This window comes from Streptomyces sp. LX-29, assembly GCF_029541745.1.
Taxonomy (GTDB): domain Bacteria; phylum Actinomycetota; class Actinomycetes; order Streptomycetales; family Streptomycetaceae; genus Streptomyces.
Genome location: NZ_CP089746.1, coordinates 8,211,845 through 8,228,343, shown reverse-complemented (window position 1 = coordinate 8,228,343; position 16,499 = coordinate 8,211,845). Strand labels below are relative to the sequence as shown.

General features: G+C 70.5%; 10 protein-coding genes. 3 read left to right on the top strand and 7 right to left on the bottom strand.

The window, feature by feature from the left end:
* Positions 1 to 2,257 (top strand): DEAD/DEAH box helicase (locus LRS74_RS33565; RefSeq protein ID WP_277744545.1); only part of this gene is annotated, 2,257 nt, incomplete at its 5' end.
* A gap of 101 nt (positions 2,258 to 2,358) precedes the next feature.
* Here LRS74_RS33565 and LRS74_RS33560 read toward each other — a convergent pair.
* Genes LRS74_RS33560 through LRS74_RS33550 form a run of 3 tightly spaced genes read right to left on the bottom strand, consistent with a single transcriptional unit; the run spans position 2,359 to position 9,556 of the window.
* Positions 2,359 to 5,130 carry an RNaseH domain-containing protein gene (locus tag LRS74_RS33560; protein WP_277744544.1) on the bottom strand — a complete coding sequence of 924 codons (2,772 nt, stop codon included), beginning with the start codon at positions 5,128 to 5,130 and terminating at the stop codon, positions 2,359 to 2,361.
* Positions 5,130 to 8,381 carry a hypothetical protein gene (locus LRS74_RS33555; RefSeq protein ID WP_277744543.1) on the bottom strand — a complete coding sequence of 1,084 codons (3,252 nt, stop codon included), beginning with the start codon at positions 8,379 to 8,381 and terminating at the stop codon, positions 5,130 to 5,132. Before LRS74_RS33555 ends, LRS74_RS33560 begins: the two co-directional genes overlap by 1 nt.
* The gene (locus tag LRS74_RS33550) at positions 8,378 to 9,556 is read right to left on the bottom strand and encodes a hypothetical protein (RefSeq protein WP_277744542.1); all 1,179 of its coding nucleotides are present in this window, start codon (positions 9,554 to 9,556) and stop codon (positions 8,378 to 8,380) included. Before LRS74_RS33550 ends, LRS74_RS33555 begins: the two co-directional genes overlap by 4 nt.
* 55 nt (positions 9,557 to 9,611) lie before the next feature.
* On the opposite strand from LRS74_RS33550, the gene LRS74_RS33545 reads away from it, so the two are divergent.
* The gene (locus LRS74_RS33545; RefSeq protein WP_277745044.1) at positions 9,612 to 10,097 is read left to right on the top strand and encodes a putative phosphothreonine lyase domain-containg protein; all 486 of its coding nucleotides are present in this window, start codon (positions 9,612 to 9,614) and stop codon (positions 10,095 to 10,097) included.
* A 223-nt stretch (positions 10,098 to 10,320) separates the two neighbouring features.
* Here the strand turns inward: LRS74_RS33545 and LRS74_RS33540 are convergent, their stop codons facing one another.
* The 3 genes from LRS74_RS33540 to LRS74_RS33530 all read right to left on the bottom strand — a co-directional run bounded on the left by LRS74_RS33540 (position 10,321) and on the right by LRS74_RS33530 (position 13,482).
* Positions 10,321 to 10,875, bottom strand: a complete 555-nt coding sequence (locus LRS74_RS33540) for an XRE family transcriptional regulator (protein WP_277744541.1) — start codon at positions 10,873 to 10,875, stop codon at positions 10,321 to 10,323.
* A gap of 3 nt (positions 10,876 to 10,878) precedes the next feature.
* A complete protein-coding gene (locus LRS74_RS33535; RefSeq protein ID WP_277744540.1) occupies positions 10,879 to 11,271 on the bottom strand; it encodes a hypothetical protein in 393 nt (130 codons plus the stop codon).
* Positions 11,272 to 11,358: 87 nt separating this feature from the next.
* Entirely contained in the window at positions 11,359 to 13,482 is a 2,124-nt protein-coding gene (locus LRS74_RS33530) for a helix-turn-helix domain-containing protein (protein WP_277744539.1), read from the bottom strand.
* 296 nt (positions 13,483 to 13,778) lie between these two features.
* Between LRS74_RS33530 and LRS74_RS33525 the strand changes: the two genes are divergently transcribed.
* Positions 13,779 to 14,300 (top strand): hypothetical protein, encoded by a 522-nt coding sequence (locus LRS74_RS33525; protein WP_277744538.1) that lies wholly within the window; start codon positions 13,779 to 13,781, stop codon positions 14,298 to 14,300.
* Positions 14,301 to 14,504: 204 nt separating this feature from the next.
* On the opposite strand, the gene LRS74_RS33520 is transcribed toward LRS74_RS33525, so the two are convergent.
* A complete protein-coding gene (locus LRS74_RS33520) occupies positions 14,505 to 16,388 on the bottom strand; it encodes an ATP-binding cassette domain-containing protein (protein WP_277744537.1) in 1,884 nt (627 codons plus the stop codon).
* Positions 16,389 to 16,499 lie beyond the last annotated feature (111 nt).

Sequence of the window (16,499 nt, the reverse complement as noted above, 5' to 3'; positions counted from 1 at the left end):
GGTCATCGCTGCTTTCGCTGCTCGGGAGATGCTGCCGCGGGGGCGGGTTCTGGTGCTGGTGCCGACGCTGGAGCTGCTGACGCAGACGGTGAAGGAGTGGTACCGGGTCGGGCACAGGGGGCCGGCGGTTGCGGTTTGTTCGCTTCAGGAGGACCCGGAGCTGTGGAGCCTGAAGGTCCGGTGCACCACCAACCCAGTGCGGCTGGCGATGTGGCACGGAACCGGGCCGGTGACCATCTACGCCACCTACGCGTCGCTGCCGGTGCTCGCCGAGGCGTTCGAGGGCGTCTACGGGCAGCGGCTGGCGCCGGTGGACCTGGCGGTGGTGGACGAGGCGCACCGGACGTCGGGGTCGCTGGGGAAGGCGTGGGCGGACATCCATGTCCAGGCGGTCATTCCGGCGGCGCGGCGGCTGTACCTGACGGCGACGCCGCGGATCTGGCAGGAGCGGCCCAACTGGGAGGTGGCCGAGGGGGTTCGGGATCCGCTGCCGGAGGAGCTGGCGGCCTCGATGGACGATGAGTCCATCTTCGGCCCGGTCCTGTACAAGCTCACTTTGGCGTCGGCGGTGGCGCGCGGTCTGCTGGCGCGGTACCAGATCATCGTCGTCGAGCTCCAGGACCCAGTCGTCACCCCAGAGCGGCTGATGAGCGAGGAGCGGCGCAGCGAGGAGGTGCGCGGACAGCGGCTCGGCGCCCTTCAGGCGGCGCTGCTGCGGACCATGGCCGACCACAACCTGAACACCTGCATCACCTTCCACCACCGGACGATAGAGGCGCAGGCGTATGCGGAGGGGCTTGGGCGGGTGGCGGCGAAGCTGCACGCGGACCAGCCGGAGAAGTATCCGGGGTGGATCTGGGCCGACTGGCTGTGCGGGGAGCACGTGCCGGAGCGCCGGCGGGAGGTCCTGGCCGGCTTCGGCACCACGGCGCTGCGGGCGGTGCTGTCCAACTGCCGCGTCCTGGGGGAAGGTGTCGACATCCGGGCGGTGGACTCGGTGGCGCTGCTGGATCCCAAGGGGGCGCCGCACGACATCGTCCAGGCGATCGGGCGGGCGCTTCGGCAGAAGCCGGGTGAGGGGAAGCTGGCCTCGTTGATCGTGCCCGTATTTCTGCAGCCGGGCGAGCAGCCCGAGGACATGTTCACTTCGGGAAGCTATCGTCCTTTGGTGAAAGTCCTTCAGGGGCTGCGTGCGCATGATGAAGAGGCCGTGGAATTGCTCGCCATTCCGCAAGAGCCGCGAAAGAAGGTCGTGGACCCGTCGTGGAATATCGGTGAGGCACCCGAGGAAGGCGAGGAAGAAACCCGTCTTCTGTTGCGTTTTGCGGCGCCGCGGGACCCGGTGATGGTCGCCGAGTGGGTGTCGTTCAATGTCATCGACACCGAGCGGCAGGACTGGGCGCGCGGGTACGCCGCCGCGCGCCGGTATCGCGAGCGGGAGCAGCATCTGCGGGTGCCGTACGACCACCGGGAGGGCGCCTACCCGCTCGGGCAGTGGATCGCCGAACAGCGCCGCGCCTACGCGGCCGGGCAGATGACCGGCAAGCGCGCCGAGCGGCTCGAGGCCCTCGGGATGGTGTGGGACGCCACCGACGCGGCCTTCCAGGAGAACCTGGCCGCCGCCCGCGTCTACTACGAGCAGCACTGGACACTCTGCGCGCCCCGCACGGCGACCGCGCTGGACCGGCCGATCGGGCAATGGCTGTCGAATGTGAGGCGGCCGGGTGCGCTGGCCGGCCACCCCGAGCGCGCCGAAGCCCTCGCCGGGATCGACCCGGACTGGAACCCGGCCTGGCCCGTCACCTGGCAGCGGCACTACGCCGCCGTACGCGAGCTCCTCGCCGAGGAGGACACCGCCCTCACCGAACTGCTGCCCGGGGTGACGGTGCACGGCATGGACATCGGCAAATGGCTCGCCAAGCAGCGCGAACACACGGTGTGGGCTGCGCTGATGGACGGGCAGCGCGAGCGCCTGGAGCAGCTCGCCATCACGGCGCTGCCCGCGCCCAAGGGCGCCGCCCCGGAAAAGAGCCGTGGCGGCGCTGCTGGCGCCTTCGAGCGGGGCGTGGAAGCCCTGCGGCAGTACAAGGACCGCACCGGCACCCTGACCGTCCCTAGGGCCCACGTAGAAACCCTCCCCGATGGCACTGAGGTCAAGCTCGGCGTGTGGCTGACGAACACCAAGACCCGGCGCACCAAACTGAGTGCGGACAAGAAGAAGACGCTCGCGGAGCTCGGGCTGGACTGGACTGCATAGCCGCGGTGATCGTGAGCGGTTCGCCACCGTACGGGTCTGAACCGCTCTGAGCCGCTTCGTTGAGCCGGCAAAGGGTCTTGGCAGGCTGCCGAATCGTTGTGTCAGGTTTCCGTGTCGAAGAAGTCGATGGTGCGTCTGTACTCGGGGTGGTTCTTGTCCATCTGGATGCCGAGGTGGATGGGGGCTGGGTACTGGGTGCGGTGGTTCCAGTGGAGGGCGTGGTCGCACAGGCGTGCCGCCGCCAGGCCGTACGTGAGCGGGGGTTGTCCCTCTGGGTGGTGGAGCACGGTGATTTCCGTGGCCGTATGGCTGTACCAGGTCTCTGCTTGTTCCGCCGGGTCGGTGCTGCCCCATCGGGTGTAGAACTCTCCGGCGCGGGCGTAGCGGGATCCTCCTGTGTACTGGTGGGGCAGGTTGCACAGGATGAACGTCTTGTCTGTGTTCTCCATCTGGAACAGACCGGTGGCGAGTTTGCCTTCTGTGGTTTCGGTCTCTTCGCCGTCGGCGTGCACGAGGCGTTCGATGAGGGCGGGCGAGGCGACGTCGTCTCTGGCGGAGGTGACGCGGACGACGGCTTGGGGCCGCTGATTGGCGGGGAGGGTGAAGCCGGGCAGCGCTGGTCGCTTGTCGACGAGTCCGTCGGCGTCGGGCGTCTTGCCGAGGTGCCGGTTGGCCAACAGGGGCCAGATGCTGCGTGCTTCGGCTCCTGAGACGTAGACGGCGTAGCCGCTCGCCGTGCCCGCGTGAGCGCCCAGGTCGTACAGGGCGCGGTCGACCAGGCGGGGCAGGAGGGCGTCACGGCGTCGTCCCTGGGGCAGCGGGCGTGCGCGGTGGATGGTGTTGGCGGTGGCGTAGTCGAGCCAGGCGGCGCCAGTGCGGTGTTCGTCGGGGAGGAAGGCTAGGGTCTGCCACTGTCCGGCGCGGGGGACGAGGGCGACGAGGGTCCACATTAGTTTGGGTTCCTCGGTCAAGGGGCCGCGGCGTTCGCCCAGTTGCTGGCGCAGGTGGAGGCCGACGTGGACGAGGGAGTTCTTGAGGCCGTTCGGGCCGAAGGTGAGCGCCTTGGTCAGCCGGGGGTGGACCAGGCCGGCCGCGCGGTTCAGGTCGGCGATGGCCATGTGGCCGCGGTGGTCGCCTTCGAGTTCCCCGCCCAGACGTTCGAGGTCGGTGGTGATCTCACGGGGCTTCTTCTTGGGGTTGCGGCGTGTGGGCTTGTAGGGGGTGAGGAACTGGGCGAGGACGCCCAGGCGGGCGAGTTCACGGCTGGCGTGGGGCTTGGCGTCCAGGGTGTAGGGGTCGGTGAGGGTGGAGTCGGGCATTTTGGAGGCGCGGCGCTGGCGGGCCCATGCCTTGGCGTCGTACTCGGTCTCGCACAGGGCCAGGATGCGGGTGCCGTCGGGGGCACCCAGGCCGTTGAGCTGGCGAGTGAGGGCGGCGCGCTTGTCGTGGTGGTCGCCGTGGGCCAACAGGTCGTCGGCGGCCTGCAGCAGTACTTCGACGTGCTCGGTGACGGGGACGATGCGGTCGTCGGGCATGCCAGCTTTGGCGAGGTCGGGGCGGTTGAAGTGGTAGGCGAGCAGGCGCTGCATGCGGGTGCGCATGTCCTGGTGGCGGTAGAGGGCGAGGATGCGCAGGCGTTCGCATCCAGAGGCGGCGATGATCCGGTCGATGTGCGGGTCGTCCAGGAGGACGGCGTCGCGGCCGTCGATGGTGGTGCGTCCGTAGCCGAAGTGGCGGCCGGCGATCTCGTGGGTGCGCAGCAGGGGCTGGGCGAGTACTTCGCTGGTGTGGCGGGCGAGTTCTCTGCGGGTGTACATGCCCGCGCCCTTGCCGATGGGGAAGTTGGTGGAGAAGGGGACGAGCGCGCGGAGTTTGCCGGGTGGGCCGCTCAGGTCGAGGGTGCTGGGGGCGAGGAAGTCGGTCTCGTCCTGGTTGCGGGGGAAGACGTGTTCGCCGTGCAGCCGGGTCCAGGCGTCCAGGGCGAGGCGGGTGGTGTGGTCGAGGTGGGTGTGTTTGCCTTTGCCGCCCATGGCCAGGTTGAGGAGGGGCCCGGTGTTGTCGCGGGGTGCGAACCAGGCGGTGCGGGCGCTTTTGAGGGTGTAGCTGAGCCGTGAGACGCGGGGGTGGACGACGGCGACGGGGTGCAGGAGGCCGGGGTGGGACTTCACGGCCACTTCAAGGCGCAGGGTAGCGTAGCGCGCTTGGGTCTTCCATGCGGGGTCGTCGTCCTCGCCGGGGGCGTCGGTGTCGTCGCTGTTGCCGTAGGCGGCGCCCCAGGTGTTGGTCCAGAGCAGGTCGTTGTCCCAGACCTGGAGGGAGTTGTTCAGGTCGGCGCGGAAGGTGATGGTCTTGCCGTCGATCGTCCAGGGTTCGCTGGCAAAGCGTTGGGCGATGGCCCAGCCCGCGGCCGCCCACACCCAGCCGGGGGCGTCGATGCAGTCGCAGGTGCGGGTGATGTGCTCCCACAGGGAGGCTTCTTCGGGGGCGGTGCCGGCGATGAGGTCGGCGAGTTCGCTGTGGTAGCCGAAGGAGAAGTGGTCGGCGGGGGTGTGCAGGAGGGCCTGTTCCCACAGGGTGATCGCGGCGTGCAGGTCGTCGCGGGCGATGGGGCGGGTGGTGGCCAGGTACTTCGGGGGGTCGGTTTTGGAGGTGGGGTACAGGGTGGCGCAGGTGTAGCCGATGGCGCGCAGGACGGTGAGCAGCCCCGCGTAGGGCAGGTTGCCTTTGGAGCCGGTCTTGCCGCGGTACTCCTCGCGCAGTTGTTTCCAGACGCATTCGATCTTGTCGGGGAGGGGATAGAGGCAGACGGCGCCGAGGAGGTGTTCGTCGGTGTGGCAGGCGAGCAGAGCCAGCTGGGTTTCGCGTGTGCTCATCAGACGCTTTCGCAGTCGGGGGTGGTGGGGCGCGGCAGGGGGACGTGGGTGAGGTGGGAGGTGTCGGTGGAGTGCGCGAGGTCGAGCCAGGCGGTGAGGGTGGAGCCGTAGATCCGGCGCAGCGCGTTCTGCTCGTGTTCGGTGAGGCCCTCGTAGTAGGAGCGGACCAGGCCGGGGAAGTCGGAGCCGAGGCGGGTGTCGAAGAAGGAGTTGTCGACGAGGTAGAGCTGTACGGGGGTGCCGCCGCGGCGGGCGCGTCCGGCCAGCTGGATGAGGTCGACGAGGATCCCGGCGAGGATCTCGGTTTTGAGGAAGCGTGGGAGGCGGCTGAAGCGGGGGTCGCTGCGCTGCAGAGTGTGCAGGTGCCTGCGTGCGGCTCGGTTTTGGAGGGCGAGCATGCGGGCGGGGTCGGGGCCGGGGCAGCCGGCGTGGATGGCTGCGGCGTTGATGCTGGCGTACATCGCCTCGGGTGAGTGGAGGTCGGCGACGGGGCGCAGGCCCACCCAGATCGAAGCCAGGGCGGAGCGGTCGGTGCCGGGGATGAGGATGTTGAGGGCGCGGGCGACCAGCGGGAGCGGCGCGCAGACAACTTTGACGTGGGGGTGGGTGTAGGGCAGGTCTTCGAGTTGGTCGATGGTGAGGGTGACGACCCCTGGGGGCAGGGTCAGGCCGGGGGGTGGTCCGGTCTTGGGGATGACGACGGCGATCCAGGAGGGCTCGGCGATCACGGAGGCGATGCCGATGCCGAACAGTCCTGCTTGGCGGTAGGAGTTGGAGACCACCATGGACCTGGCCCGGTCGGGGTCGCTGTTCTCCAGTTCGCGCAGGTGCTCGGAGAGACGGTCCTGCCACAGTCGGGCGCCGAGTTCGCGGATGCGGTCGGGTTTGCGGGCTTCTTCCAGGCCTCCGATGACGATGGGGTTCCATTCGGTGTCGGAGTCGGACACGTTGCCGGGCAGGGCGGTGACCGCCCCGGGGGTCGCGTCCGTCATCACGTAGGCGGGCTCGGTGTGCAGGTGTTCCCGGGCCGCGCGGGGGAAGAACGCGGTGGCTGACAGGGCCAGGACGCTGCGTTCCAGTCCGGCGGCAGCCAGCGCGATGGTGCCGCCGAGCTGGACGGTGCCGGTGTGTGGGTCGCCGCCGAGCGACTGCACGGTCAGCCGGCCGCCGCCCTGATGGTTTTTGTCGATTTTGAATCCGAAGAGCTGGAAGCCCAGTGGTCCGAAGGGCAGGGCGCCGCTTTGGGTGAAGGTGCCCAGGGCCCGGGCCAGTTCGCGGCCTGCGGTCATCTGCGGGCCCAGCCCGGCGACGACGGATTTAAGGTAGGTCAGGGCCTGGTGGAGACAGCCCAGCCAGGACCGCACCAGCAGCGCGTTGGTCACCTTGGCCCGCCGGTGCTCGGGGATTTTCAGTTTCTTCAGTTCACGGTCGAGCTCCACCTTCAGCACGGGCAGTTCATCCTCGCTGGTGTCCCGGCTAACCGCGTTGGTGAGGATCTGTGTGAGCGGGGCGAGGTGCGGCTGGGGGGCGTCCTTTTCGCCGGCGCCGGGGAAGATGGCGCGGAAGGCAGCGTGGGTGGCGGGGTCGATCGGCTGGTTCTCGTCGAGTTGGAGCAGCTCTTTGAGCAGGATGCGGTCCCAGGCGCCGGGGACGTGCCAGCCGGATCCTGGGCGGTCTTCTTCCTGGGCGTCCCCATCGAGCCAGAGCTCGTTGTCCAGGACGTAGTTGAGGAACTGCTCGCCCAGGCCGCGCGCCTTGAGCAGGGCGTTGACCACGCGCCGGTCGGTGCCGGCTCCGAGTCCTTCGCGCTGCAGGTCGACCTCCAGCAGCAGGGAGGAGGCGCCCATGCCGCGGCTGGCCAGGGAGAACTCTGCCGAGCCAAGGTCACACCAGCTGCTTTGCAGGTGGTCGACCTCGTCCACGAGCAGCACACGGCAGCGGTGCATGACGAACTCGAGCACGCTCATGCGGCGGACCGTGCCCTGGTCGGTTTCCACCGGCACCGGCACGCCCCCCTGCAGCAGGTTGTGGTGGTTGGTGACGATGATGTCCGCCTGGGCGGCGGCGCGGATTAGCGAGTACTTGCCGCAGGTGCCCAGACGGGGGCAACTGTGAGGGCCCGACCGCTCCTCGCCGCCTTCCGGGTCGCCGATGGGTTGAAGGGACAGGCAGGGCTCCTTGCCGCGCTGCACCGGCGGGCCGTCGCTCAGCCAGGCGGACAGGTCACAGCCGTAGGCCAGCAGGTCGAAGCGGTCCTGGCGGTCCTGGGTGAGGGCCCGCTCGGCCTGCTCGGCTCTGCGGTAGGGGGAAACCAGGGGCACGATGCGCAGGCTTTGGTCCCCGGTGGCGGCGGTGAGCTGGGTGGCTACCTGGCGGACGAGGTCGTTGTCCGCCTGGATGCGTTCCGCGCCGCGGAGACTGTCGTGGATCTGGCCGACGACCACTGCGATGGGGCCCTGCCTCTGCTGGGTGAGCAGGGGGGCGATCGCGTTCATCAGGACGCTCTTGCCGACGCCGGTCGGTGCGTTGAGGACTCTGATGGCTCCGGGGGGCAGCTCGAGGCGGGTGACAGGGCGGTCATTGGCGTCGAGGAGCTTGTCGAAGAACCCGGCCAGCAGGCCGGGTTTCCACCCGTGACGGTCGGGGTCGGCGGCCGCCTGCCGGCGCGCCAGGCGCAGCACCTTCTTGCGGGAGACCGTCGTGGTGGTCCGATAGGCGGCGGTACGCAGCCGCAGCGGAGGCACCTGGGCGTCTTTCTCGCTGTCGGGGATTGTCACCACCGAGGGTTCGCGTCCGCCGAAGCACCACTGCCCAGGGCCGGCCACGGGCAGCGGGCTACGGGCCTGGTGGAAGAGTTCCTCGGCCTCGCTCACCAGCTGCTTTGCAAGCTTCAGGGGATTTTGTGCGTGCGCCACGACCAGGTACCGGGCCTCCCGGGGCGGTACATCCTCCGGCAGGCGGTACAGGCCGTCCGGGCTAGCAGCGTAGGCGCGGGCCATGGCATAGAACGTGTCCCGGCTGGCCAGGTCGTCTTCTCGCACATGCCAGTACCGGCCGGCCAGTTCCCGCACCCGGCGCGGCAGGCGGAGCCACTGGTCCCACAGATCCACGCGCGCGGCGGCCCAGATGTAGGCCTGGTCCAGCGGGACGACCAGCTCGCCTCGGGGGTTGCGGAAGCCGAAGTACATCTCGGCGATCGCCAGGGGCACCGCGACCGTCAGCCGCCTCAGCTCCCACTCCTCGGGCCTCACTGCGGCGCTCCGGATGCCGTCTTGATGCGCTTGACCAGCCGTGTGAGGGTGGTCACCGTGATGCGGCGGCCGCGGAGCCGCGTGGCGAGGTAGTGCCGCTCGCGGTCTTGGTGGTCAGGGAGCACGATCGTCAGCGGGTACGGCGGCGGCTGGCGTTCCATCAGCGCGTCACCGAGGGCGACCACCGACTCCCATGCCTTGGCGTCCACCCGAAAGTGCTGTGTGCGCCGTCCGGGCACCGCCACCGTGATGTGCAGGTCGTACTCGTCCGGCCGCAGCTGGCCGGGCCACATCTCCACAGTGACGTGCGGAAGGTCGGCGACCTCGTTGCGCAGGTGCAGTTCCATCAGTGTCGGCAGGACCCCGTAGCGCCACACCGGGCGGGCCAGCGCCAGGTGTTCCGTGCTGGCCGGCAGCCCTTGCACGGGTGTTGCCTTCTTCCCCGTGCCGACCAGCTCTGATGGTCCCGCACCAGCAGGATTGAGGGTGCGGCGGTAGTGCACGCCGCGGGGTGCGTGGGCCTCGCACCGCACCTCGACCGTCGTCGCATGCTGTGCCACGCGCATCGGCCAGTGGCACTGCGGGCAGGGGTACCACCAGCCGTCCAGCTGGCACCACGGCCAGTCGGAGACTGCTTCGAAGAAGTCGAACCGCATCCACAGCCGGTCCCACGCCCTGCGGAGCTCGCGTACCGGGCCCGCCGGGTGCTGCCCGAGCAGGGCCCGTGCGCGCCGGTACTCCTCGGGGGACAGCCGCCGCAGGATCTCGTACAGGCGCCGCTCCTCCTGCTCCGCCCGCACCCGTGCCCACGACCAGTGCCGCTCAAGCGCCACCTGCGGCACAAGGTGTTCGCGGCACAGATCCTGGACGGCGTCGCGGACCAGACCGTGTGCGTCGAACAGGTGGAGCGCATCGAACCGGTCCGCAGTCTCGGATGCGAGTGGAAGGAGTGATCCCAGCGGGCCGTGCAGGCCCCTGCGGAACTCCCCCATCCCGATCTGTGCCGCGCGCTCGGGTGGATGGGCCGCCCGCAGTACCGCAAGGCAGTCCATCAGCAACGCTGCCCGGCGAGCAGACGACAGCAGCGCATCACCCTCCGCCGCGGCCGCCATGCAGCACGCGGTCAGGGCCTGGTCACGCCGCACGCGGGCGTCGGCACGTTCCTTCACAGCCACGCAGCCACATATAAACCGGAACGTGACTTACACCACATAACGTTCGTTCGTGCCTATGAACGACACCCGCGCGGCCTACACCCGCACGCCGGCCCTCGGCGTCCCCTCGACCGTCACCGACTCCCCTTGGCTGTGGGCCACCGCTCCTGATACCCCGGACCCCGATGCGGACGCCCACCCCACCGCCTATGGAAAGTGGCTGTGGTTCCTGCCCATCCGAGCCCTCGACGCCGGCTGGCGCACCATCAAAACAGCTGTGGAAGCCGGACAGCTCGGCCCCGGCGCCAAGGTCGCAACCCTCGGCAACAGCTTCGACGGAGACCCCACCCGACGCCCCGTGATCATCTACACCGTCAACCACCATGATGAGGACGACGTCCGCCGCGTCCTGGTCGCCCTGCGGGCCCTGGGGATCAACGACTCCCTCGCCTACAAGACCGACGAGGCCACCAGGCGCGGCGAATACGGCGACCTGACCAGCATCTACACCAGCCCCGCCGGAACCACCAAAGTCATCCGACGTAGCCGAAACCCCGGCTGAGCCGAGGCACGATGGCTGTCACCGGATTAGCGCACTGCCCGCCACCGGCACCCCGCTTGTCACCGACTGCCCGCGTCTTCACGCCTCTGGCCAGCCCGTCGAACGGCGGGATCTCCAGATACGCCGCTGCGGTGGGGTTCCAGCGACAACAAGCACTGCCTTGGGGGCAACCACCACGCTTCGACTCACAGCGGCGGCGGGCGGCCGCTCGAGCCCGGCCCGATCAGTAGGAGACGTCGAAATAGTCGATGTCGGTGAAGGCGACTTCGAGGCCCGCGGCACGGCGTCCGCCGTCCTTGAAGTACACCTCCTGCAGTCCTTCGGCGACGATGTCACGCATCTGCTGGTCGGTGGCGCCCTGTTGCTGGGCGTCGAGCAGACGGCGGGCGTAGTCCGGGGGGAGGTGGACGGTCAGGCGGCGCATCCGGCCGTCGTCGGTGGTGCCGATCGGCGCGGTGTAGCCGAACCGGGCCCGGGTCTCGATGGTGATGCCGGTAGCGGTGGCGGCCTGTTTCCGGTGGCGCCCTCGGACCTTCGGCTGCCAGAGGGCGCGTACGGCGGCGTCGATGCGGTCGGCAATGGGCTTGGGCGGGTGTTTGCGCTCACCTGTGCGGTAACGCTCCACCGAGCGCTGGCTGACCCCGAGCTCGGCGGCGACGGCCTTGGTGGTCTTCATCTGCCGCACCAGGAAGTTGATACGGGCCTTCAGGCCCTTGGGCGGCTGCCGGGTGAACGCCTCCTGGTCGGCCCGCTCGATAGCGTCCTCAATCTCCCCCACTGGTCAGCTCCCGTCCGTGAGCAGGCTGTGGCCGTAACGCTGGGGAATCAGGCGGGCGCCTGCAGCTGGGGCGAGGTCCACGACCAGGCGCTCGCCCACACCGGAGGCCGTGGTGGCGTCGGGTGAGAGGTAGCCGAGGCTGCGCAGCTCGCCGACCGCTTTACGGAAGGCGTCGCGGCCCTCAGCGGCCAGGCGCTCGTCGCGGGTGAGGGAGACCAGTTCGCTGACCGTAGGCTCCTGCCCGGGGGTGTAGCCGGTGGCGAGTTCGGCCAGGACGCCGCGGGCGCGCCAGGTCAGGCGCATGTCCCGCATCGCCCGCGCGAACAGCGCCGGGTCATGGGTGGGCGGGGCGGTGGGAACGGGCCACTGCGGGGTCGGGGCGTCGGGGGTGTTCATCAGGTACGACTCCTTCGGTGCGGTTCGGCGTCCGCGCTGGCCCGGGGCTGGGGCTGCGTCATGCCGGTGTCGGTGGTCGCGGCCGCCTTACTCGCCTTCGTCGAAGACGGCGTCGCCGCCCTTGATGTGGCGGGCCGGGTTGAGGCCCTTCTCCATCAGGTCGACCGCCCACAGCATCGCCTGGACGCCCTCCAGCTTCGCCAGGCCCGGTGTGGGCCCGAGCCGGAACCCGCCGGGCTGCGGCTTACCCGAGGCTGCGTAGGGGAGGAAGTCGAGCGGGCTGTCGCCGGGGCTCGGGTAGACGACGCAGTCGGACAGCACGGCGAGCGGGAACAAGCCCGTCATCGCCGCCATGTTGCGCAGCTTGCGGTGCATGTTGACCCGGGCCTTGCTGATGACCGCGGCCCGGATGTCCGGGCGCCAGGTCGGGCGTTCCAGGGCCGGCCACCGCTCGCCCTCCTTGTAATGCTTGCCCTGCGGGCGCTCGCGGAGCTTGCCGACTCCGCCCTTGACCGTGGCCTTGATGGCGGACAGGACGGCGGCCAGGGCCGGGTCGACCTGCTTGTGCCGCTCCATCGCCGCCAAGAACTCCGCGTCGGAGAGGTCCTTGGTGACGCCGAGGTCGGCGAGGGTGTCGACGTACGCGTCCTTGAGACGGTCGTGCCACGGGTCCAGGTACGCGCCGGTCTCCCGGCGCAGGTACGCCTCGATGGGAGCCACGTTGAACCCCAGCTCCTGGGCGTAGGCGACGGTGTGCGTCTGGTACCAAGCCGGGCCGGTCGGGCGCGTGCCGTCCGGGGTGAACGGCGACGGAAGGCGCGGGTCCAGCTCGATGTGGGACAGGTCGACCAGCCAGGAGCCGGGGATCTTCTGGTTGAACGTCGGGGCGTGGAAGTGGTCCGGGCCGGACAGGCCGACGACCAGGCGGGCCGCGGCGGCGAGGAACGCCGTGTTCAGGTCCAGGCCGACCGCGAAGGGCAGCGTGCACTCCTCATCGGTGAGCGTGTCCACCGACCGCACCCACTGGTACGCCTCTTCGTTCAGGAAGCCGCCCCTCCAGCCGCTGTTCACGACGACGGGGTGCTCCGGGGTGGCCTCCGGCGGCGCCGGGTCCATCGGCTCCGTGCCCAACGAGCCGGGGTTGTGGCCACTGACCCAGTTGCCGGTCTCCGAGTCCTGCACGGCCTTGGTGGGCGGGCGCAGCGCCGTCATCAGCTCCAGCCCGGAGACGGCGGTGGAGCCGCGCGGGGTGATGACCCGCTGGGCGTACGCCCCGAGGACGCGGGCGACGTCGGCCGGCTCCATCTCCGCCACGCCGGGCCAGGACCGCTCATCGAGGGCGTCCCACGACAGGATCGCCAGCTGCACGCACTGCCGGTCGCGGCCCTGCGCCTTGCGGTAGATCCGCGCCCACGGGCCGAACCCGCGCTGCGTGAGCTGCCACTTCGCGCGTCCGACCTGCTTGACGACCGGGTGGTCCTCCGGCAGGCGCAGGGAGCGGCGCTGCTCGTGGCCCTCCAGGCGCTCCGGCAGTCCGAGCTTCACGGCGGCCGCGGCGGTGAGCACGATCAGCGGGTCGGCGTCCTTGCCGTAGCGGTTCAGCTTGGCGGCACCAAGGCCGGACTCCTTGAGCGTCCACTCCACCAGCTCCGGCACGGTGGTCGCCGGGCAGTCGAGGACGATCCCGTCGACGCCGTACGCGGAGCCGTCGCCATCCAGCACGGCGAGCGGCCCGTGCGGAAAGCGCGGGTCCGTCGCAAGCTTGGCCGCCTTCTTCGCCACCGGACGGCGCGATGTCGCGGCCGGACGGGCGAGACGCTCCGGGGCGGCCTGGACTGCGGGCGCCTCCACCGACGCGGCGACCTTCGCCTCGGGCGCCTCGGGCGCGGCCGGGCCGGTGAACGTCTCCGGAACCTCCGGCTTTGGCGCGACGGCCGGGGCAGATACAGCAGGGGCGCCGGGCGCGGGATACTTCGCCGCCCAGCCGGTCAGCAGCCGCTGGTACGCCGACAGGCGCGGCTGGCGCGGCTCGGAGCGGCCGTTCTCCCAGTTCTTCACCGTCTGCAGCGTCGTCTTCATCGCTGTCGCGAGCCTGGCCTGGGTAATCCCGGCGGCCTCGCGCAGCCTTGCCCGCTCGGCCGGGGGCGGCAGCTGCGGCTCCTCCTCCAGCAGCGCGTCAACGGACGCGAACAGCTCTTCCTCGGTCGGCACGTGCGTCACCTCCACCCCAGGACACTAGCAGATTTTGCCCCCCAATTTATCCCTATTATTTAACCTGTTCGAATAACTGTCGATGTGGTGGCGAGGACGCCGGGAAGGGGCCGTCGTCTGACTCGTCCCCCGGCTGTCCGCACCGGGGCTGACGGCGTTGCCCGGGACCAAAAGCCTCGCCCCGCAGCACACAAAAGGCCCTCGAGACCGCGATCACCGCCCTCGGCCAGCAGCGGTGAGGCCACGCCCGGCGGCGGGCTAGCATGGCCCGCTCGCCCACGAGGAGAAGGCATCCGATGGAGCCCGAACACTGCCCCTTCCACCACCGCCAGGACACCTGCATGCCCACCGCCCGGCTGCTCGCCCAGGCCGGCCTGCTCGACCCCTCGCCCCACGCGCCCGCCGCGCCGGAGACGACCGCTCAGTGCGCACCGGTCCCGCCGCGTCAGGTCACCCTCGCGATCATCACCCAGCACATCAACACCTGGGGCCGCGTCGTCATCGACCCCACCCTCCCCCACACCGACTCCACCGCACCCGACGAGCGGTCCCTGCGCTACACCCTCCAAGCCCTGTGGGAAGCAGCAAGCCAGGCCACCCGCGGCCGCATCGCCTCCCCGGACGGCACAGCTCCCGAGTGGTGGCGTGTCAGCTGGGCGCTGCAGGAAGCCCAAGGCGCCGCCCGCCGCACCGCCACCGCCGGCAGCAACCTCCACGACGCCGCCGAGGCAGACCTGTGGTGGTACATCGCCCTGCTCCACCTCGGCCACGCCCGCACCCTGTGGAAAGACCACATCGGCCACACCATCCCCACCTGAAGACAACCGTCGAAGACCTCGTGCGCAGCAGGCGCCGGTGGAGCGGCCGTCAGTGCGGCTCTGGCGTACCTGGGCACTGACCCGCAGCGCTCCGGCCCGACACCGGCGCACGCTGCGCTGGGACGGCGACATCCACCGCGGGCCCGCACCTCGCCCCAGCCGGGGGCGAGGTGCGAACACCCCAGCGGGACTGACCAGTAGTTCTCATCGGTCTTGAGCGAGTTTGTACAGCTCGGCGAACAAGCCGCTGGCGTCGAGCAGAGCCTCGAAGGTTCCCGCCTCCCGGACGCGCCCCTTGTCGAGGACGATGATGCGGTCCGCGATGCGGGCGTTCTCCAGGTTGTGGGTCACGAAAACGGCGGCCTTGCCCGCGGCGAGGGCTTTGAGGCGGGTGTAGATGCGGTGTTCGGCGCGGGCATCCAGTGCGGCGGTGGGCTCGTCCATCACCAGCACGGGGGTGTCGCGGTGGAAGGCGCGGGCGACCGCGATGCGCTGCCACTGTCCGCCGGACAGGTCGTGGCCACCCCACCAGGAGCGGGCCAGGGAGGTGTCCAACCCGTGCGGCAGGTTGGCGATGACGGTGTCGGCGCCGGCTGCCTTGGCGGCGGTGTGCACGGCCGTGTCGCCTTCCTGGCGGGGCTGGCCGAGGGTGATGTTCTCGCGGGCGGCCAGCGGCCAGCGGGTGTAGTCCTGCGGGACCAGCGCCACCTTGGACAGCACGCTGGCCGGGTCGGCGTCGGCCAGCTCCACACCATCCCACCGCACGGAGCCCGTGGTGGGGAGGAACAGGCCGGTCAGTACCCGGGCGAGGGTGCTCTTGCCGGCGCCGTTCTCGCCGACCAGGGCGATCACCTCGCCCCGCTTAAGCTCCAGGCTGACGCCGTCGAGAGCAGCGGTGTCGGCGCCGGGGTAGGTGAAGGACACATCCCGCGCGGTGATCAGGTGCGGCCCGTCCGCAGCGACGGCGGCGTGGCCGCGACGGGCCGTCCACGGCTTGGCCACGGCGAGGAAGCGGGCCCAGTCGTCCAGGGACAGCGAGGTGCGGAACAGCCGGGCCCCGGCCCGCACCGTTGTCGCCAGCGCTGCCCCGGAGGTCCGCACCGCCAGGGCGGCGGTGCCCGCCGCGGCCAGCTCCATCCGGCCGCTGGCCACCAGAGCCGCGAGCACGGCCCAGGTCGCGGCGGTGCCCACGGCCGTGAGCGCATCGCCGATCCCCTGCACCACCAACGCCTGCCGGATGGCCTTGAGCTGTTCGGCCTCCAGGCGGGCGGAGACGATGCGGTACTGGCGGATGAGGAAGCCGGCCATGGTGCCCGCGCGGACCTCATCTGCGGTGTTGCGTTCGGTGGTGTAGGAGCGGAAGACGTTGCGCAGCCGGGAGTCGGCGAGGCCCCGGTGGTGGGCGGCGTGCTCGATCCGGGCCCCGCGTACCGCGCCCCAGGCGCAGGGAATGACGGAGGCGACGAGCAGGGGCAGCATCACCGGGTGCAGCACGGTCACGACGGTCGCGGCGGCGGCCAGCTGTGCAGCGGCCGAGGTCAGCAGTTGGGCGTCGAGGATGAGGTCGCCGGTCTTCTCCGCGCCGTCGGAGGCGGCGGCGTGGGCGTCTTCGAAGTCCGGGTCCTCGTACGCGACGAGCTCGGCGGCGGTGGCGGCGGTGATGACCTCAAGGTCGGCCTCGCGTACGGCCTTCGGCGCGAGCCGGGCAGCTGCGGCGCGGGCTGCGGCATCCAGCAGGTAGCGGCCGCAGGCGGCGAGGGCGAGCACCACCAGGGCAGTCAGGTTGTCGCGCAGGCTGGCGGCGATGTCGGGGCCGGTGAACACGGCGGCCAGGACGCGGGTGGTGGCCGCGAGCGCGGTCGCGGTGAGGGCGGCGGCGCCGATCTGGCAGAGAAGCAGGGCCAGGACGGCGCGGCGGTCGGTGCGCCAGCCGAGCCGGGCGGCCTGGGCGAGGGTGCGCGGCAGGCGGCACGCCATCGCGGCGGTGGACAGGTTGACGCTTGCCTCGAAGTGCCGGTCGGAAGCAAGGCGCATCACGGGCGGCGGGCCCGCGTCGGCGGCGGGCGGCGAGGAGATGGAAGAACTCACGAGCCCCATCAGGGAACCGGACCAGGCGGCGGGCAACGGGCTTGTTCCGCCGGCTCCTCATCGGCCCAGGTCGCCCGGCCCGAATGTCAGCCATACCCCCTAGATTTCACC

Coding starts and splice junctions, on each gene's coding strand:
- LRS74_RS33560 (WP_277744544.1), bottom strand. CDS start 5,130: ATGAGCACACGCGAAACCCAGCTGGCTCTGCTCGCCTGCCACACCGAC.
- LRS74_RS33545 (WP_277745044.1), top strand. CDS start 9,612: ATGAACGACACCCGCGCGGCCTACACCCGCACGCCGGCCCTCGGCGTC.
- LRS74_RS33535 (WP_277744540.1), bottom strand. CDS start 11,271: ATGAACACCCCCGACGCCCCGACCCCGCAGTGGCCCGTTCCCACCGCC.
- LRS74_RS33525 (WP_277744538.1), top strand. CDS start 13,779: ATGGAGCCCGAACACTGCCCCTTCCACCACCGCCAGGACACCTGCATG.